The organism is Intestinimonas massiliensis (ex Afouda et al. 2020) (assembly GCF_900626285.1).
Classification (GTDB): Bacteria; Bacillota; Clostridia; order Oscillospirales; family Oscillospiraceae; genus Flavonifractor; species Flavonifractor massiliensis_A.
Genome location: NZ_LR131147.1, coordinates 1,974,726 through 1,994,177, shown reverse-complemented (window position 1 = coordinate 1,994,177; position 19,452 = coordinate 1,974,726). Strand labels below are relative to the sequence as shown.

Sequence of the window (19,452 nt, the reverse complement as noted above, 5' to 3'; positions counted from 1 at the left end):
ATTACAATAAATTTGGACAGGAAAGCCGGGCAGCCAGTCCGGCTTTCCCTCCATCTCGTGCCTAAGCTACAATAAGAGGAGCAACTGGCTGACCACTCACTCCTTGGGCTTGTAAGTCCGTACGAAAGACTGTCAGCCATTCTATTACAATAAATTTGGACAGGAAAGCCGGGCAGCCAGTCCGGCTTTCCCTCCATCTCGTGCCTAAGCTACAATAAGAGGAGCAACTGGCTGACCACTCACTCCTTGGGCTTGTAAGTCCGTACGAAAGACTGTCAGCCATCCTCTTGTTGTAGCGTTCGATTTCAGCAGGTTGAGCCACCGGATGCCGGGGAGTTCGCGTCACCCAATAGATTGAATCGGCAACGAGAAAAGATGGATTCCGGTTGCAGATTCTTTAGTATTGGAGGAATGTGGATGAACAGCGTTGGCATCGATGTTTCCAAAGGGAAAAGCATGATCGCCGTCATGCGCCCCTTCGGTGAGGTGGTGGTTTCACCCTTTGAAGTGCGACACACCGCCAATGAACTGAACGAACTGGCAGGGCTGCTCAAAAGTTTGGACGGTGAGACCCGTGTGGTGATGGAATCCACGGGTAATTACCACGCGCCGGTGGCCTGGCTGCTCCACGACGCGGGACTTTATGTCTCCGTAGTCAATGCAATGCTGGTGCATGACTATGGGAACAACAGTTTAAGACGAGGCAAGACTGACAAGAAGGACGCCGTGAAACTGGCCAACTACGGCCTTGACCACTGGCTCACACTACCGAAATATGTCCCGGAGGAGGACACCCGGCTCATGCTGAAGACCTGCTACCGGCAGTACCAGCAGTATTCCAAAGTACGGACCATGCTGAAGAACAACCTAATCTCCCTGCTGGACACCGCTTTCCCTGATGCAAACCGCCTGTTTACCAGTCCACCCCGCGCCGATGGCAGCGAGAAGTGGGTGGATTTTGTAGCCGCTTTTTGGCATTGTGAGTGTGTCTGTGGTTTGTCTAAAAAGGCCTTTACCAACCAATACCAGAAGTGGTGCAGAAAGCACGGCTACAATTTTAGCGAGGATAAGGCACTGGACATATACGCCTCTGCATGTGGACACTTCGGTGTCATGCCGAAAACGGATACGGCAAAACTTTTGGTAGAACAGGCTGTTTCCCAACTCCGGGCAACTTCCGCCGCGTTAGCTGCTCTCAAGCAGGAGATGCAGTCCCTGGCCGTTTCTCTACCGGAGTATCCTGTGGTGATGGAGATGTTTGGTGTTGGCCCAACCCTCGGCCCCCAACTCATAGCTGAAATTGGCGATGTACGCCGTTTTCATTCCAAGAAAGCGCTGGTGGCCTTTGCAGGCATTGACGCCCCACCTTACCAATCTGGACAAGTGGATGTCCGTAGCCGTAACATTTCCAAGAGAGGATCTGCCTCACTGCGAAGGACGCTCTTTCTGGTGATGGGGGTCCTCCTGCAATGCGCTCCAATGGATGAGCCGGTCTACCAGTTCATGAACAAGAAACGCTCTGAAGGTAAGCCCTACCGTGTCTACATGATGGCCTCCGCCAACAAGTTCCTGCGCATCTACTACGCTTCTGTGAAAGCCTACCTGGATTCTCTGGAGCATGGCTGATTTCCCAGCTCTATACTGTCTGGCTGACCGCCATTTTTTGAAATGCACAGCGGTTTAATTTGGTGCACCCTTTTCCTTTGCTCGTTTCCTTTGAAAGTTTTACTTGACTTTTGTTAGCAGGTCTTTCGTCACTTTATCTTCGCCAGCACATCGGCAAACAGCTCGTAGTTGTGCTTCACGCCATCATCAAGGTCGATCTGGATGTTCTGATCGGCAAGATGATGGATTTTCTCTTCGTACTTCTGGATTTCAAGCGCCTGTTCTTGTAGCTTTTTCTGCTGCTTGGTCAGCTTCACGCGCTCCGCAGCCCCAGCGTGTTCAATGGCATCCGTGAGGTGGGTAAGCTGGGTGCGATAACGCTCCTGCTGCTCATGAACGTAGTCGGTACGCATCCGGGCAAGAAGGTCGCTCTGATAGCGGTGCATATAGATCAGCGCCTTGAAGCCGTTCTTTTTTCCGCTGTCGAAGAGCCAGTAGATCGGACGCTTCTGATAGGTTTTCAGATGGTCAGCATAGAAGTCATTCAGGAAGTAGCTGCGGATAACTTCGCGGGGCATACCCTTGCCGCCAAGTGCGTCAGCGATGAACTTGAGGTTTTCTTCCAGCGTCTCCTTGCCGTAGACAATTTCGACCCACTTCACAAACCGTCCGGTGATGTCATCGTCGAAGTAGTCATCGTCGCAGATGGGGATGATATTGTCCGTATCAATCGGGAAGGACTTGTAGTTATCCTGATTGACCTCGTGATAATAGGAACCATAGGAGACAGAACCATCCGCGTTCTGCTTTGCGAACTTCTCAAGCTCAGGATCATCGCCGTCAAGCGTCTTTGTGGTTTTCTCTATCTTGCTGTACCCGGCAAAAACCAGACCGGGCTTGTCCAGTGAATACCGTCCGAACATACAGCCCACGGCATAGGAAATGAGGGAGACGATCTCGTCGCGCATGGTGCGGACGTAATTGCTGCCCTTCATGGACTCCGGCACTTCGTCCTTGCTATCGAACACCCGATGCACGGTCACATCCCTGTCCGCCACGTCCGGCGTCAATTCATCTTGCAAGCCGTAAATGTCAATGAAAATGCGATTGATTTCTTCTTCGTTCTTTTTGAGCTGCTGGAAGCGGTCTTCGCATTCCTGTTTCCATGCTGTGTAGGCAGCAAAAAGGCTATTTCCAATAAGTAAAGGATTCCTCTTAAAACCCCACGAGACTTCAAAGGTGTCCCAATCGTTTCTCGAAATTGCGATACAATCACGCACTATACCGGCGCAATCTGCCTTTGGCACAGGAGCTTTTTGGATAATGCCCGCACTATAATTTACAGTTGGGCTGATAACCTGAAAAATATTTCCCCACAATTTTGTATTTAGTCCACCTAGAAGATTGAGAAAGTCATCTTCACACTCGAAAGAGAATATGCCGCCAGCAGCATTTGAGATCATTGAGTTAGCGGTTGTCTCCCGAAAGGAAATCTTCCCTATCCCAATTACTGCCCAAGTTATTCCATGCTGAAAATAAAGAGGAACATTGAATATACGCCTTGACCAACTCGTTGTTCCCGGATCCTTCGGATTATGTGTTACCCAGTATTTAATTTCTGAGCCATCATTTTCCCAGTTAACGACGTATTCAAGGTTCCCATACCAACGCCTAAATTCGCCGCCTTTTTGGAAATGGAACCATTTTCGCGGAGAATCCTTTGATTCCCCAATTCTATTTGCTGCGACCTCCCAATGAAAGCGCAAGAACCTCTCATTGTCAGCAGTAGATAGTCCGCTACCGACATCGTGATGTAGGCTGATTGCATCCTTGCTTGAAAGTAATGAAAGCATCTTGTCGCTCAACCAGTACACTATCGGGGAATCTTCGACTTTCAAAAAGTTGTCTTGTGAAATGCAAAAGCTATTCTCCGCCGAAAAGAATCGTAGTTGCTTTTCCGTTTCATTATCAACAGCACTTGGGCTATCGAACAATCTTCGGTACACCGCTTTATATCCACTTAAAGGAGAAGAACGAATCACAAAAGCTGTTGTACCAAAGTCAGCACCAAAAACGCCCCTTCCTAAGTGAAGCATCGTGTTAATGGAACTATTGTGAAGAAGCGCACCTCTCATCTTAGCGTAGGAACTTAGGAACATCCATACAGGAATGTTAATCATCGCAGTGTAGCCGTTAGCACATGACAAGCGGTTCGCTTGCTCCATAAAGACTGTACTCATGTCTGACTTGGTATTTGGAAAATGCTTTTTTACATACGAGCTTAGTTTATTTCCCATGCCACTGCTTCCCATGTAAGGCGGATTCGTGACTACAACATCATACCTTTGCGCCATAACCTCCGCTACTTGAATCAACGGCAGGATGCTGTTCAGCACGATCTCGCGGAACATACTGATGTCAGCCTGCACTTCCTCGACTCTGGCATAGAGGGAAGCAAAGTCCACCTGAGAGATATTGAGGATAGAGCCATATTCCTTTGCATCCCGCAGCTCATCCATCAGCGTTCCAAAGTCCTTTTTGAGCTTTGGATCGTTGTTGGTGAAGTATTCAACAGAGCTGCTATCCAGTCCGTTGCTCTCAACAATCGCATACACATGAGGCTGAATACCACGGGAGAAGATGCGGCGGTCATACTGCCGTGCCTTCATCATGACCGCAAAATAGGCAAGCTGCGCCGCACGGTCATCAATATCGAGACCGTAGAGGTTGTTTTCAAGAATGCTCTGCGCCGCGTCCCTCTGACTATATCCGGTTGCCTCATAAATCTGCATCAGCACATCAAAGGCATAGACAAGGATATGCCCGCTGCCCATGCAGGGGTCAATGACTTTGATGTCTTTGACATCCAGATTGGCATACTCTCTCTGAATCTCATCAAGTTGCTGTCTGACTTCTTCCGTCTGTTCAGCTTCCGGCAAGTAATATTTCCAGCCCATCTGCTCTGCGATGTACTTTTCGTTGGCAATTCTCTTAGCCTCAGACTCTTCCCATGTCATTTCATTTGCGCCGCGACCATCCGCATAGATGCCCTCGTTCTTGCGCTTGTCTACATAGATTCTGCCAAGGCTGTTTTCAACCATATAGCGGACGATCCAGTCCGGAGTGAAGAGCTGTGTCGCAGAAGGAATGCGCTCCTTGGTGATCTTCACATTTTTCTTGAGCAGCGCAAAGGTATCATCCTTGAGTTCGGAGTTGTAATACTGATACAGCCAGCCGATGATCTGCACCTGATCCGTCCAGTCCGCTTCGGGAATATCCGCGACCATGTGACCGAGAACGCTGTCCTGTTTCAGAATGTTGTTCGGCAGCAGAAGCTCGGTATAGCCGCCCATTTTCTCAAACATACGGGGAAGAGGATCGTTCAGGGCGTTGCACTGCGTCAAAAGCAGATAGCGATAGAGACCTTCGGTGTCGTTGCTTTCGATATACTCCGCAACTTTCTCCCGGTTCAGCCCCGGAAGGTCAAGGTGCAGAACATCACTCAAAATCTCCGGCTTGAACGCGCCGGTACTGTCCGAAAACACGCGAATATGGGAGGGCAGATAGTTGTTGACCTCCATAAAGCGCAGGGCAATAAAGCGGTTGAACCAAGTGTAGGCAACCTCTTCCATGACCTGTGTGTAGCCCTTTGAGCGGATCTGATCGACAAGCTCCTTGCGCTGTTTCTGCTCATCGCCGGTCAATGCGCGTCCGCCCACCGTCATGGCGTTTGCCTCGCCGCAGCCTTCCTTCGTGATTCCATACTGATAAGCTCTCTGCGACACTTGAGCGATCAGCTCGTTCCGCGCCCAGATTGCAAATCTTTGTATCGCACCTTTATTCATGCTCGTAATTCTCCTTTAGTTGATCTGAACGCCGTCGCAGCTTTCCAACGTTTTCAGCAGCTTCTCGCGGATTCCATCGACGTACCGGTCAATATCCTCCTTGGATTGCAGACGCTTGACAGAGCAGAGGTCATACCGGCGAAGTGTCGTAATCTTCGGCATCTTCGGAGCGGGCTGTGCCGTACCTGTACCGACCGGGGTAGTGCGTTCCTGATGAGATGCAGACATAACCTCCATGCGACGGCAGATATTGTCCTTGTAGGTGAGAAGCTGGGTGATCATAGCGTCCAGCTCGGTGAGAGAAGATGCGTTCTTCGCCGCCTCACGCTTGCCGACAAAGTAATCGTCTGCCTGACGCAGCGGAACTCCAGCATCCCGTGCCTCGGTTGCAAGCTGATGAACGTCCTGCATACACTGACGGATATTCTCGGCAACCTCATCCTTCTTCAAATCCAGCAGACCGGAGTATGCCGTTTTGACCTTTTGAATCAGCTCCGGCAGCTCACCAATGCGGTCATAGGGCTTAGGCTGTGCAAGGATGGTCGCAATAGTATGGAAGACCTCCAATGTATCCGCATCAGAAGCAAAGTAGTCACGTTCCTTGTTCACGCGCTCCATCTGACGCCGTGCCTCATCATACACACTCCGCTGCGACTTGAAGAAGAACTCCACACCCTCCATGTCCTCAGAGCAATCCAGAAGGTCTTCCTGACGCTGCACCATGCGTGTGAGAAGCGCAACATTGTCCCTACGCTGACTCAGAACATCATTCATAAGGTCGCGGGCTTTTGTGACAACTTCCTTTTCCGGGTAACGGAACTCAGAATAGGCTTTATCAAGAAGCTCCTGATAATGCTCCTGTTTTTGAGTAAAGGTGTCCAGCACAAAGCGAATCAGTCCGTCCTCGTCGGAAGGAATATCCATCGCACCAAGGTAGTCCCGGAGGAAGGCAATGCTCTTGCGCATAAGGTCTTCGGAAGGGGCAATCCTGCGGGTAACGACGGCTTTGTCAATCTCGGATTTTTTCCGCAGATAATCAACCAGTCTGCGTTCGTCCTTGCCAACCAAAGCGCCGCCGTATTTGATGGATATTTTCTGCTGAGAAATCAAACGAGCAATCAGCGCAGCAATATCAATTTCACGCCAGCCGTAGGGAATCGCCTGATACCGGCGTTGCACATCGCCCATCGAGGTACTGAGCATCTTCTGATTTTGAAGCTCAAGCCACTGGCTGATCTCGTTCAGCGCATCCTCGTTGTTTGCGCCCTGACCGTTGAAGGCAATCTGCCCGTCATCCGCTCCATTCAGGATGGAAAGAATGTCTGCGTCGCTCTCTACGAAACGGTTGACCATGTTGAGCTTGGAATAGACGCTCTCAACCAGACCGTTCATCGCGGCGTCCAGCTTGTCTTTCGCGTTGCCAGTCTTGATGTCCATGACTTCGCCGTGGACAATGACCTTTGCACCGACGATAGCTTTTTCAATATAGCTACGCGCTCTTTCTTCCAGAATACGTGCCTGTTGCTGCCGCTTGCGGATGATGTCCTGAATGCTTTCAGGAAGCTGAGATACATTCCGCTGCTTAACATACTTGCGGATCTTCATTGCCTGTTCCAGTTCATCAAAATACGGCGTCTCATTGGACAGTACAACGATTGCTTCATTGTTGACCTGAGAATCCATAATGAGCCGTTCGTTCGGCGCACCGTAGTAGTCGCTTGCAACGGTCACAATGCGAAGCCGCATTCCTCCGCAAGCAGAGCCATTCAGGGTCTCGTCAATGTATTGGTCATAGGCGAAGTCATACTTGTCATGCTTGAATTTCTTGGAGGGATATATTTCTCCGTAAACCGTCTGTGCAATGCTGGTGATAACCTGCGCACTGTCAACCGGTGTATTCTTGATGTCAATGGCAATATCCTGTTCCTCGTCCGTCAGGAAGGCATAGGTATCGCCGTTGCGAGAAATGTAGTTCTGCGAGAGAAGCCTTTCCAGTGAGGCGGAAACCGACGCCCGCAGCGCAATCTTATCTGTGCGGATGTCATCGATCATGAGAATGGAAATATTGTCGATATTTGCCTTGATGTCCTCAATATAGCGCACAAGATACAGGAGCTTCAGAACACTGACATCCTGCTGCTCAAGTCCATCGTGATTGTCTGCCGCAGTCTGGCAGCGGTCGATAACCCGTCGGATGGGGCTTTCGAGGAATGTGTGAACTGTATTGTAAAACAGATGGAACGGAACCAGAGCGTTTTCATCCTTATCCTTCACATCCTGTGCTGCTTCTTGGAAGCCGGAGAGCATGGAACGCTCACCGCCGGACAGATGCTTACCGGAATTGCCGTGCTTGCGAATCTCGGCAAGTACCTTCTGGATCACGATGAACTGGTACGGTACAAAGGGGAAAGTTGCAGAAAACTCCGCACCATCCGTAAAGCCCTTGATGTCAAGAACGGGATTGTTGAAAGTATAGAGGTTTTTGAGTACGGCGTGTTCCTTGTCATAGACCATGCGAAGAAGCTGATCTGCCGCATCTGTTTTCGCCAGAACACGCTTTTTGATAACTTCATCAACGGAGGACGAGGAAAGGCTGAGGCGCGTATTGAAGCGTCCCTGAATTTTGGAAAAGTCATTACCGGTGATGTGGACAACGGAGTCAATCGCCTCCTGACTTGTCACCATGACCCAAACCTTGCCGTGGCAGCGAATGCCAATCTCTTCTACAAGAGATTGCAGATTGATCATCAAGTCACCATCGTCACCAATGTACTGACCGACTTCATCCACCATAAACAGCAGTCGGAAATCCTTGCCTTTGCCGTCTACATATTCCTGAATGTCAGCTACGAGCTGCGCGATGTTCAGTTCGTTCGTTTCCTCGCCGTTGAACCAGTTCCGCGCCGCCTGTTCACTCATGCCGAGCGTAGATTGCAGAACCGCAACAATGTCATCCTCAAAGAATGCAAAGGAATCGCGGGTCTCAGTCCAAGACGCACCGTTGACCTTCTCAAAGGCTTCGCGGAACTGCTGCGTCTTGCCTTGCTTTTCAATGAAGCGTTCCAGCTTGGCAATTTTCAGATCATCGCCGTAAAACCCGCAGTGGTTGTAGAACATCTTTGCAAAGACGCGCAGCACTGCGGTCTTATCCTTCGTGAGAGGACCTTCGATGTCAATGTTGAAAAGGATAGACTGCGTAGGCACGGACACACTTTTAACCGCCTGAGCATACATCATCGGGTCATCAAATTTGTCTGCAAAGTAGTCAATCGCTCTTTTACCGCAGACTTCCTGATTGGAAAGCAGGTAAGAGAGGATTTTCAGGAAATGAGATTTACCACTTCCAAAGAAGCCGGAAATCCACACGCCGATTTTATCAGTCGGCTGGTCGATAGCCTTTGTGTAGTTGTCAAAGAATGTGCGGAAGTGACGGCGAAGCTCCTTGGTAATTATGTATTCGCTGAGTTCCTGTTCCAAACTCCGGTCATCATCCTGCATAACCTTGATAACGCCGTTGATGTCTCTTTCGATGTCCTTCTGGAACATATTCTGTATTTTCACGTTGCTACCTCCATTACAGCAGATTGAATGCCCGATAATAGTTGCCTTCTTTGAACTCGTCGAACAGATTGAGCGTCTGTCCATTGAAGGTTCCGGGATAGAACATCACAATAGGGATGTCTTCAAAGAGATGCTGCATACTATCAAGCATCTTATGAGAACGCATAAATGGATGAATTTTTCCAATGCCTGTCATGAAGAGAACATCCTGCCCTTTGATATGGGGTGAATAGTCCATCTTGGCAAGGAGAGCTTCCGGTGTGGCGATCTTCTGCAACTGATCCAGAAGATACTTTTTGCCTCGTTTTTCTTCTAACCCTGCAACTGATTTCAGAATGCGCTTGTCCTCCAAAAGGGAGAGAAAAACTTCATAAAGGTCGCACTCAATAATCCGATATGGTGAGTTCACCTCACTTTTTAATCTGCGAATATAATCCTGAACAATCAACTCGTCCTCCGCTTTGTAGCAGAAAACATGGATACCGACTTCGTTGCTCAGTCCTTTGTTTTCAAGGAAATCCTTATTCGAGATACGTTCTCTGATCCTGTCTAATTCCTGTTTTATCATGGTCGTGTCCGCCCGTCTATCTAAAGTAATTAAATGCCGGAAGTGCATCATAATCGTTGTTTGCTTCGATACCTCGTTCAAGCTCTTCACAGAGAAAAACGGGATTCAGCGTGGTGTCTTTCAGCCCATCCAGATACCCTGTCTCTATTAGCATCCGAACGAGAACACTTTTGATTTTGGTGATTGTCGCATCACTCCAAGCGGCAACAGAATCATCCTGTGCTTGCAGTCTGGAAAAGAACGCATTCATGTCTTTCCTTGAAAAGATCATGTCCTGATTGCGGTATTTTTCACCTATCACCTGAATCATAAACTCCCAGACCAGGCGATTGTACCTCATCACCGCGTATAGATTGATCTGTTTTGCAATCTCATTTGGTGCAGAGGCAAGTTCGTGAACAAGCTGTTCATTGCCGAGTGCGTCCAGTCGTTTATAACAGGCTCTCGCCAGACGGGAAACCTGCCTCTCTGTTGGGTATTGAAAGAGGTTATCCTTCTTAATTCGCTCGATTGCCTCTTCAATTTTCAAGCCGCGAACATAATACTTGGCGGCAATTCTTATCTCATAGAAGAGGAACTGTTCAGCAGTCAAGCTGCCGTTATAAGGGTGTGTCTGATCCATCACATTTGCTCCAATCTACCTACTCTATCATGGCATAGTGCCTGTCCCATATTTAGGACTGTGTGTTGTCAGGGACAAACTCCACGATGTCGCCAATATTGCAGCCAAGGCAAATGCAGATTTTTCTCAGAGCTTCCATTGACACATCTTCACCTTTTCTGAGCTTGGTCATTGTGCTTGAAGAAAGACCGGACGCCTTATGAAGATCACCTTTGCTCATTTCCTTATCGACGAGCAGTTTCCACAACTTTTTGTAGCTTGCTTTCATGACTTTCACCTCAGCAAAGTATGTAAAATAAACCTAACTTATATTATAGCACAAGAAGGTCTGCTATTCAATAGAGTTTCGTAAACTTTGGGTGAATACGACCGATTTGCACGAGACGTTCATCATTTTCGATTCGGATGATATACAGCTAAAGGGAAAGACTGTGCCGGTCAAAAACCAGCACAGTCTTTTTGTTATTCTCTCTGATTATCTCGAATTTGCTCAGGCTCTTGGACTACACTCGGCTTGAGGAAAATATCTACATTTGCCTTCATGGTGTCGATCATCCGAGCTTCCTTTTTGAGCTTCGCACGTTCATCATAGAGCCGCTGTTGCTCTTCAAGAAGTCGCTGCTGTTCCGCTTGCAGTGTCTTCAAGCTCGGCAGTTTTTCATTGCCCTGCATGGCAAGTAATGTGCTTCTCGCTGCCTCAAAGATCACAAGCTCTGCTTCGTGCTTTGCCTTGAACCCCGGCTTGTCTTTTGCCTTCTGGAAGGCATCATATACAGGCTTGAGCCGCTGGTAGTTGGAGATGTTTTTGATAAGCGGTTGGACTTCCCGCAGTCGCGCTTCGACGCCTTTCAGTTCCTTGCCGGTGCGGTCATAGGAGCTATGAACATTCTCGACCTTTTTTTCAAGATCGGCGTATTGGAGCAAGTTGTTTTCCGTGAGATAATTGAGTGTCCGCGCCGCTTCCTTGAGGATAGTGAGCTTTGCTTTATGCTCGTAACCCTTGCTGTCGATGAGCCTGATCCGCTCCTGAATATCTCCGATGAGAGAGATGCCCTTCGGCACGGTCTGCCTCCTGTTTCTGCGCGGCGTCCGTCCGGCAACCCGCTCCTTGATGCGTTCCTCGGTGTAGTTCTCTCCAATGGTCTTAGAACGAGTAAACCGCTCCTGACCTTCAGCGCGAAAGGAGATATATTTGCCGGTCTTGATTTCATAACCAGCTTCCTGCATGAGCCGCAAAAAATCATCGTAGTCCTTGGCTGTGATGACAAGCCGGTCGATGGTTTGCTTGAGCTTTTGCTTCCAGCTCGTGCCGCGTTTGGCTTCGGTGTACTCCTTGTAGCCCATGCCCTTGTTCTGAGAGGGAGGGATAACAGAGAGACCGTTTTCCTTACAGAGCCGGTCGCTGACCTCACGCATATCATAGTAAATCCGCTTGTAGCTCTTGTATGCGTGGTAGCCCACAAAGTCAACCGCATTGAAAATCAGATGGTTATGAACATGGTCTTTGTCAATGTGAGTGGTCAGCACATACTCATATTTTCCTCCGAGGATTTCATCTGCAAACTGCTTGCCGATCTCGTGGGCAAGCTCCGGTGTGACCTCTCCGATTTCAAAGGACTGGATCACATGACGGGCTATGATCCTGACCGGATTCATCCCTTTTTGCTCGGCTATTTTCCGCGTCCATTCAAATTCCCGCGCTGCGGTCTCGCTGGCACAGCCGTAGGACGAGACCAGCAGCTTCTCGTCTGTCTTTTCGGGATTCAGAATGTACGCGATTGCCTTGCTCAAAGTTCCTCGGATTGCTTTGATTTTAGTAACTGCCATACCGCGTCCATCTTTTCTTTCAGCTCGTCAATATCGTCCTGATAGAATCGTCCCGTCGAGTTGATCCTGCGGCAGACGGTATTGATGTTCACACCGATCTTGTTGATTTCGGCGGCGAGCTTTTTCTGCTCCGTGTAGTCCACAACGATGATGTAGCCGTCGATCAGCATCTTCCTTGCATACGCACCGAAGTTCTCCGTGCCGATCATTTCCATCTTCTTTGCAATCGTCCGTTCTTCCTGTGGTGTCAGCCAAATCTTCTTCTGAATGTCTCGTGTTCTTCGTACCATGCTGCGCCCTCCGTCGTAAAGATTAGAAGGGTTTGGGACTATCCCAACAAGCAAAAATCTGATGTTAAGGGCAGGGTCTCCTTAACTGATTTTTCTCCGGTGGGTACTCACCGGATTTGCTTGCTAATCTCCCAAAATCGTATTCCCCGAAGATTCCTCCGTGAAATGTCCCTTCACTTTACAACGGACACAAAAAGGGCGTTTGTTGAGTACCGGATTTCAAAAAAGTCAAAAAATCATTGGATTTCCCATGTGAAAGCCACTGTGTCTGTCACATCAATATCAACCGGCTCAATCTCAGGTGCGGCGCACTTGCTCATCGCCATGAGAGGCTGAATGCAGTCTTCAACATCGTAGCTTGTTCTGGAAAAAACATTGAGTTCGCCCCAGTTGTAGTCGATGTTGAGCAACTGCCCAAGCGTACTGCCTGATGCTTTGCAAAGAATCTCCGCCTTTGCCCTGGCGTTCTCCGTCGCATTGATCAGCAGCTCTTCGCTGACTCTTGCCGGGTTTTTCACGGTGAACGCAATGCTGAGTTCTGGTTGCGCCCCACAATCCGCAATCGCAGAAATGACCTTTGCAAGCTGCTTGCTGTCAAAGTCAAAGGCAAGTTTCAAGCGATAGCTGCAAGCATATCCGGCAAACTCTCGCTTGTAATTTCCTTGCCGATCCTTGACATTCTCGTACCTTGTCTGGACATCAAAGCTCGTGGTCTTCAGGTCTTCCTTGCGATACCCAACGCGGACTGCGGCACCTTGCAGTCTTTCGATTCTCTCGGCAGCTTCCAACATTGCGCGGTCATATGTTTCAGATAAGACTTCAATGTTCAGGGATAGGATGATGTAATCCGGTCTTGCGGAGACATTGCCTGTCCCTTTTACGGTGATTGTTCTCATTACTTTCTCCCGTCCTTTCTGGAATTGAAGTCCTCATCAATACGTTTTTTCCAATTCGTACCCAGCGGTACGCTGCATCGGACAGCGGAAACCGCTTCGCTCAGAACTTCATAGTTGAGTTGCGTTCCCTCGCGGTCAGAGTGGTAATTGACCGCTCGATCTGCTCCAATTCCAAAATGCTTTGCCGTCTCAACTGCATCAATGTTTGCACCGAGGAAAAGAAACTCCCAGCCGTACTTTTCCTTCTGTCGCTCAATCATCTTCTTGACCTTCTCGCTGTCATAACGGCGGCTTGCATTCTCCATGCCATCCGTTGTGATGACGAACAGTGTGTGTTCAGGGACATCCTCTTTTCTTGCGTACTTATGGACATTCCCAATGTGATGAATCGCTCCGCCGATAGCATCCAGAAGCGCGGTGCAGCCGCGAACGGAATAGTCCCTGTCGGTCATCGGCTCCACCTTCTGAACCGGCACACGGTCATGGATAACCTCGCTCACGTTGTCAAAGAGAACGGCAGAGATCAATGCCTCGCCATTCTCTTTTTTCTGCTTTTCAATCATGGAGTTGAATCCTCCGATGGTGTCTGTTTCCAGTCCGCTCATAGAGCCGCTGCGATCAAGGATGAATACGATCTCCGTCAAGTTCTTTCTCATGTTTTGTACCTCCGTATATAAAAATATGACTGCTTGGTGTCTCACCTTACAGTCATATTGTACTTCGGTATTCACTTCATTTGGTCGCATGGCAAGCGACATTATTCTAAGGACAAGAACAGCTCTCCGTCAATGCTTAGGATGTCATCCATCGGAATCTTCGTGCCGTCCTGCATGGTAATCAGGCGCTCAAAGTCATCAACCTTTATGACTGCGCCGGTTGCAGTTACATACGCACCGCCAGCTTTGCGCTCATCAGGTTTGAAGTAGGTTATTTCAACCTCCGGCTCTTCATCAAGGGCATCCATGAGAAGCTGATACCTCATGTTCAAAGCGGTCAAGGCTCCCTCATCAAGCTCGATCCTTTCGTCGGTCAGACGTCCGGTTTCCTTGATTGCAGAATCATAGCCGGTGAGGGCGGCAAAGGGCGCAAACTGCGCTGCACGATCTGACATCGGCATTTGTGGTCGCGTTTTGGAAACGTGGTGAGGAAGTCCCATGATCTCGTCGTATTTTCCGTTCACGCCTTATGCCCTCCAATCTGCGCATTGCGGTCTTTCGCGGTTGCACCTTCTTCAAGATTCATTGCCTTGAGGATGGCGTTCTTTCCATACTTCTTCTTGATGGCAAGCGTGGCGGCTTGTATCTTCCGCTCACGCTCCAAAGCGGCATCTTCGGCTTTCTGTTTTTCCTCTTCGGCGGCATAGTCGGTAAAAAGGTCGAGCTGGACTGCACCGTCGTTTTTCTTCGGTACATCAGCTTCCGGCAGGACATGATTTGCAACAACATACATACGGCGGACAAGCAGATTCTTATCCACGATCCGGTCGAAGAGTTCTGACACAGCACACATTATTTTGCGAGTAGATGATGTGTGACCGTCGAGATTGATAGAGCCGTGCGCCTGTTTCGGAATCTGCCTCCCATAATGATCTGTCTCAACCGCGCCGTGATACTTTGCCCGTCGTGCCGGATCGGTCAGGTTCTCAATGTCGTAGCCGACTGTGAGAACCATCTGGTCGGTAACAAGCCCCTTGTCCACCAAGTCCAGCACAAGCAAATCTGTCATTTCCCGCACAACCAACTTCGCCTTCTGCGGCTCGTAGGGACAGTACAATACCTGACCGGAGCTGAGGCTGTTGGAGTTGGGACGGTATGCCTTGATTGCCTCAATGGTCGTAGGCTCCCAGCCCCACGCATGGTCGATGAGCAATTCTGCATTCTTCCCGAAGAGCTTGTAAAGCAAGTCTTCGTTCCGCTCTGAACAGAGGGCAACATCGCCCATCGTGAACATCCCGTTCTGCTCAAGTTTCTTGGAAATACCTCGACCCACACGCCAGAAGTCTGTGAGGGGCTGATGCGTCCAAAGCTCGCGCCGGAACTTCATCTCATCCAGCTCTGCAATGCGGACGCCGTTTTTGTCGGCGGGGATGTGCTTCGCCACAATGTCCATTGCCACTTTGCAGAGGAAAAGATTCGTGCCGATTCCTGCGGTTGCTGTGATGCCGGTTGTTTCAAGCACATCGAGGATGATCTTCATGGCGAGATCATGGGCGGAGAGCTTGTAGGTGTTCAGGTAGTCCGTCACATCCATGAACACCTCGTCGATGGAGTAGACTACGATGTCCTCCGGCGCAATGTACTTGAGGTAGACCTGATAGATGCGGGTGCTGTATTCCATATAGTACGCCATCCGGGGTGGCGCGATGATGAAGTCAATCGCCAGAGACGGGTTTGCTTGCAGCTCTGAGAAGAAGTGTGATGTGCCGTCCAGCCTGTGTCCCGGCGCGTCGTGCTGCCGTCCGGCATTTGCTTCTTTCACACGCTGCTTGACTTCAAATAGCCGTCCGCGTCCGGAGATACCGTAGCTCTTGAGGGAGGGCGTGACGGCAAGGCAGATAGTCTTGTCTGTCCGGCTTTCATCTGCGACAACAAGATTTGTGTCCAGAGGATCTAAGCCACGCTCCCGGCATTCCACGGAGGCATAGAAGGATTTCAGGTCGATTGCGATATAGGTGTGTTGTTTCATCTTCTAAGCCTCCTTCATAGTCAGATTATGCTCCTATCAAGCTCTGGTCAAAGGCAAACAGAGCCTCGTTGATCTCAAAGACGTTATAGTTCCCATGCTCCACGAAATACTCCACGATGATGTCAAACTTGTTGGAGTGGGAGAGTGCAAAGCCCGCCTTCATGAGCATATCCTTCATTTCCACAAGCGGCAGCTCAAGGGCAATGGCAAATGCAATGACGGTGGGCTTGGAAGGCTTGTAGGACTTGTCCGAGCGGATCTTCGAGAAGAGTTTCCGGTCAATGTTCGCCTTCTTGTAGCACTGCGAGTCCGTCATGCCGCGCTCGTCAATCTTCCGCAGAAGCATCTCCGAAAAGCTCTCATCGATCTGTCCCAGTGCATCGTCAAGAGTTGCTACTTTTTCGGAGCTGACTGCCATAGGAGCTGTGAGCTTTTCGATAGCTTCATCACAAACGGATGACTCGCAGGGCATCGGCTCGTCCATCCGGAAGGCGTTCATCCTGCGCAGACGCTTGGAACGAGGATCGGTATGCTCATCCACATAGCGGTCATCTATGTATGAAGCAATGTCGGCAAATAGCTTGCCACTGATTTGATAGGCTTTGCGGTCGAAAATGACGATGTACACCGTCATTTCGTTTTCAAGAAGGAAACTGCTGATGGTGTCAATCGCCACTTTGAGAGCCTGATCCTTCGGATAGCCGAAAATGCCGGAGGAAATCAGCGGGAACGCAACCGACTCGCATCCGTATTTCTTCGCCAGCATGAGCGATGTCCGATAGCAGGAGATCAGCAGTTCGCACTCACCGTGCCGCCCGTCATACCAGCGCGGACCGACTGCGTGAATGACATATTTGCAGGGCAGCTTGTAGCCCTTCGTGATTTTTGCGCTCCCGGTTTTGCAGCCGTGGAGAGTTTCACATTCCGCCAGCAGCTCCGGTCCTGCAGCGCGATGAATGCAGCCGTCCACACCGCCGCCACCCAGCAGCGACTCGTTGGCAGCATTGGCGATGGCGTCCACCTTCATTTTTGTGATGTCATTTCTGACGATTTGAAGCGGCATTATGCAATCCTCCGTCCTATCAAAGCGGCATCGGTGTCCGGGCGATCAGAATGATCGCCAGAATTGCCCCTACAAATGCCGCAGCCCCTATGACAGCCAATACCTTTTTGCTGAGTTTCTTCTTCGCTGCCTTGCAGATCAGCGCGGCGCAAGCTATGCAGATAGCCGCCGCCAAAAGCGCAATGCCCAGCGTTTCCCATAGCCAAGAAAGTTCATGTAGGATTTTCATGCGTTCATCATCTCCTGTTCGTTAAACTGGAATTTATATAATTATCTCTCTAACTTTCCCCATTTTATAGGCTTTCCCGCCTGTCCATTAGTGAAATGATATGTAGTTTCCCTTATTTTTGCCCTTATGAGATAATCACAAGGGAAATAAGGGAAATTTTTTAGTCATTGCCTACCACTTTATCAAGAAGCCGAACCGATTTTCGTTTCGCATCTCTTGTGGAGTGAGCATAGACGTTCATTGTGGTACTGACATCTGAGTGTCCTAACAATTCCTGCACATCTTTTGGGGCAGCTCCATTTGCTAAAAGGTTGCTTGCATAGGTGTGACGTAACTGGTGGAAATGAAAGCCTTCAAATCCCTCTAATGTTTTTGCTACCTTTCTGCATACCGTTCCCAAAGTAGTCGGAAGTTCCAGACAGCCATCAGGTCTTAAGCAGACGAAAGAAATTTCTTTATAATCTGCCGGGACTTCCTCTGTTCTGTCTAAGCAATAATACTCGTAGTACACTCTGTTTTTCTCTTTGACCTCTTTGTAGTAGTTCGTGTGATAAAGTTCTCCATACTGCATTCGATTTTTTAACTGCTCTTTCCGGGCATTACGGAAAATCTCTACCAGCGTATCTCCAAAATCAACAATCCTCACTTTTTTCCGCTTGGTTGGTCCGATGATATATTTGCGTTTTGAGCCATCATATCGGATGCTGCGTCTTATGGTAAGGCATTGTTCTTCCAGATTTACGTCCTGCCATGCCAAACCACAGGCTTCTCCAATACGAAGCCCGGCATAATAGGCTATCTGGATTGGAAGTATTGCGGCTGGGTTCTTTTTTTGAAGATACGTAAGCAGTCTTTCATAATCTTCTCGTGAAATTGGTTGGATATTTCCGTCCATGTCCTCATCCGAAAACAAATCAACTTCGTCCGTCTGATACCGCAGTTTAATATACTGCATGGGATTGAACGTAATATACTGTTTTGGAAATACTGCAAAGCGGAAGGACTGCTGCATGACTGCGGAAAAAGAATGGATGTAATCTTTGCTGTAACCCTTTTTCTCTTTTCCATCGGGATGAACTCCCCCAAAGGAAAGCAAATCAAAGAAGGATTGCAAATGCTCAGAGGTTACATTTTTTAATTTCCGTTCTGCCAATGGGTGTTTCTTGATATTTCGGATTGTTCCGAGGTAATTCTCCACAGTACCATTGCTGAGCGTACCTGTTTTTAATTCCTCCTCTGCCCACACATCCAGAAGTTGTCCGACTGTGAGATTTTCCGCTTTGGCAACAAATTTCTTTTTTTCATAATCATCCATTGCCTGACGGAGCAGCTTTTCAGTTTCACTTTTGCTTTCTGTTCCAACGCATTCTTTTTGAACAAGATTGCCGCTTGCGTCCTCTACATAGAAGCGGTAGTACCATTTCTTTCCTTTTTTCTTACAGATCCTTTTGCCATAATCGTATATCTCCTTTCGATATTAGACAATCGGAACTGATGAAATGCTTCGTGCGTGTAAGTATATCATAACTCCGGTTGTCTTACTATACCGATTCGGAATCTTCGTATAAGACTTCTGATAAAAGATTTGCAAGCCTTTGTTCTGCTGTTTTTGGTTTCTTGGAATAGAGCCTTACAACGTCTGCCATCTCATTAAGAGCATTGATGGTAGGAGTGATTTCCCTTAAGAACATAATCTCATTATATTCCTCATTCGATTCAAACCCTATTGTTTTGGCAATATCCGTCTGACCAGCATTCCCCTTGAAATTTTTGCAGGCGAACTGGAAGGAATCCAAAAACAGACCATATTGTTTTAACATCAGCAGTAATAAATCTTTTGAAAAAGCATCTTCTTCTTTGGTAAGGGCAAGCGGTAACTGTTCCAGAATATCTCCCATCGCATCACGAATCTGTAACTCTCTCTTATCCGTAATGTCGGTTTCATATTCATCTGTTTCCCCTTTGAGCCATTCCACAGATACATGGAGTGCTTCCGAAAGACCTTCCAGCACCATTTTTTTCGTATTGTCAATCGAACCATTCTCATAACGCAGGATTGTAGAAGCGGTAACCCCCATCTTTTCTGCGACATAAGGCTGTGTCAGATTCAATTCCAGACGGCGCTGTTTTACTCTGCTGCCTATCAGCTTGCGTAGTTCTTTATCTTTCATGCTGACTGCCTCCTTTTTCGGTATGTATGAATTATAGCATTGTTTTTCTAAAATTGCAATATGCAACATAAAGTTTGTTTTTGATATTTC

The 19,452-nt window shown here is 48.6% G+C and carries 16 protein-coding genes; 1 reads left to right on the top strand and 15 read right to left on the bottom strand.

All coding sequences use genetic code 11. From position 1 onward, the window contains the following. Positions 1-417: 417 nt before the first annotated feature. Complete coding sequence (locus E0E41_RS10010) at positions 418-1,626, top strand: IS110 family transposase (RefSeq protein ID WP_130870825.1); 1,209 nt, start codon at positions 418-420, stop codon at positions 1,624-1,626. A 128-nt stretch (positions 1,627-1,754) separates the two neighbouring features. Here E0E41_RS10010 and pglX read toward each other — a convergent pair whose 3' ends face one another. The 15 genes from pglX to E0E41_RS09935 all read right to left on the bottom strand — a co-directional run bounded on the left by pglX (position 1,755) and on the right by E0E41_RS09935 (position 19,362). Then, positions 1,755-5,450, bottom strand: coding sequence for a BREX-1 system adenine-specific DNA-methyltransferase PglX (pglX, locus tag E0E41_RS10005; RefSeq protein WP_130869776.1), 3,696 nt, complete (start codon positions 5,448-5,450; stop codon positions 1,755-1,757). Between the two features lie 15 nt (positions 5,451-5,465). After that, on the bottom strand, positions 5,466-9,011 hold the full coding sequence (gene brxC / locus E0E41_RS10000) for a BREX system P-loop protein BrxC (RefSeq protein ID WP_130869775.1): 3,546 nt from the start codon (positions 9,009-9,011) through the stop codon (positions 5,466-5,468). A gap of 13 nt (positions 9,012-9,024) precedes the next feature. Continuing rightward, positions 9,025-9,579 (bottom strand): DUF1788 domain-containing protein, encoded by a 555-nt coding sequence (locus E0E41_RS09995; RefSeq protein WP_130869774.1) that lies wholly within the window; start codon positions 9,577-9,579, stop codon positions 9,025-9,027. Between the two features lie 16 nt (positions 9,580-9,595). Beyond that, entirely contained in the window at positions 9,596-10,201 is a 606-nt protein-coding gene (locus E0E41_RS09990) for a DUF1819 family protein (protein WP_130869773.1), read from the bottom strand. 52 nt (positions 10,202-10,253) lie between these two features. Further along, positions 10,254-10,469 (bottom strand): helix-turn-helix domain-containing protein, encoded by a 216-nt coding sequence (locus E0E41_RS09985; protein WP_034242946.1) that lies wholly within the window; start codon positions 10,467-10,469, stop codon positions 10,254-10,256. A 194-nt stretch (positions 10,470-10,663) separates the two neighbouring features. Then, on the bottom strand, positions 10,664-12,028 hold the full coding sequence (locus E0E41_RS09980) for a relaxase/mobilization nuclease domain-containing protein (protein ID WP_207303211.1): 1,365 nt from the start codon (positions 12,026-12,028) through the stop codon (positions 10,664-10,666). Continuing rightward, the gene (locus tag E0E41_RS09975) at positions 11,989-12,318 is read right to left on the bottom strand and encodes a plasmid mobilization protein (protein WP_005934759.1); all 330 of its coding nucleotides are present in this window, start codon (positions 12,316-12,318) and stop codon (positions 11,989-11,991) included. The genes E0E41_RS09980 and E0E41_RS09975 overlap by 40 nt, the downstream gene beginning before the upstream one ends. 236 nt (positions 12,319-12,554) lie before the next feature. Next, positions 12,555-13,214: an SIMPL domain-containing protein gene (locus E0E41_RS09970; RefSeq protein WP_130869772.1), complete on the bottom strand. Its 660-nt coding sequence runs from the start codon at positions 13,212-13,214 to the stop codon at positions 12,555-12,557. Continuing rightward, the gene (locus E0E41_RS09965) at positions 13,214-13,870 is read right to left on the bottom strand and encodes a VWA domain-containing protein (protein ID WP_130869771.1); all 657 of its coding nucleotides are present in this window, start codon (positions 13,868-13,870) and stop codon (positions 13,214-13,216) included. The genes E0E41_RS09970 and E0E41_RS09965 overlap by 1 nt, the downstream gene beginning before the upstream one ends. A 101-nt stretch (positions 13,871-13,971) precedes the next feature. Beyond that, complete coding sequence (locus E0E41_RS09960; protein ID WP_008396798.1) at positions 13,972-14,394, bottom strand: hypothetical protein; 423 nt, start codon at positions 14,392-14,394, stop codon at positions 13,972-13,974. Beyond that, the gene (locus E0E41_RS09955; RefSeq protein ID WP_130869770.1) at positions 14,391-15,899 is read right to left on the bottom strand and encodes a DinB/UmuC family translesion DNA polymerase; all 1,509 of its coding nucleotides are present in this window, start codon (positions 15,897-15,899) and stop codon (positions 14,391-14,393) included. The genes E0E41_RS09960 and E0E41_RS09955 overlap by 4 nt, the downstream gene beginning before the upstream one ends. Positions 15,900-15,924: 25 nt before the next feature. Then, on the bottom strand, positions 15,925-16,962 hold the full coding sequence (locus tag E0E41_RS09950; protein WP_130869769.1) for an O-acetyl-ADP-ribose deacetylase: 1,038 nt from the start codon (positions 16,960-16,962) through the stop codon (positions 15,925-15,927). A gap of 19 nt (positions 16,963-16,981) precedes the next feature. Continuing rightward, a complete protein-coding gene (locus E0E41_RS09945; protein ID WP_008982901.1) occupies positions 16,982-17,191 on the bottom strand; it encodes a hypothetical protein in 210 nt (69 codons plus the stop codon). A 160-nt stretch (positions 17,192-17,351) separates the two neighbouring features. Beyond that, positions 17,352-18,506, bottom strand: coding sequence for a tyrosine-type recombinase/integrase (locus E0E41_RS09940; RefSeq protein ID WP_438819456.1), 1,155 nt, complete (start codon positions 18,504-18,506; stop codon positions 17,352-17,354). A gap of 226 nt (positions 18,507-18,732) precedes the next feature. After that, the gene (locus E0E41_RS09935) at positions 18,733-19,362 is read right to left on the bottom strand and encodes a helix-turn-helix domain-containing protein (RefSeq protein ID WP_015530715.1); all 630 of its coding nucleotides are present in this window, start codon (positions 19,360-19,362) and stop codon (positions 18,733-18,735) included. Positions 19,363-19,452: the final 90 nt, after the last annotated feature.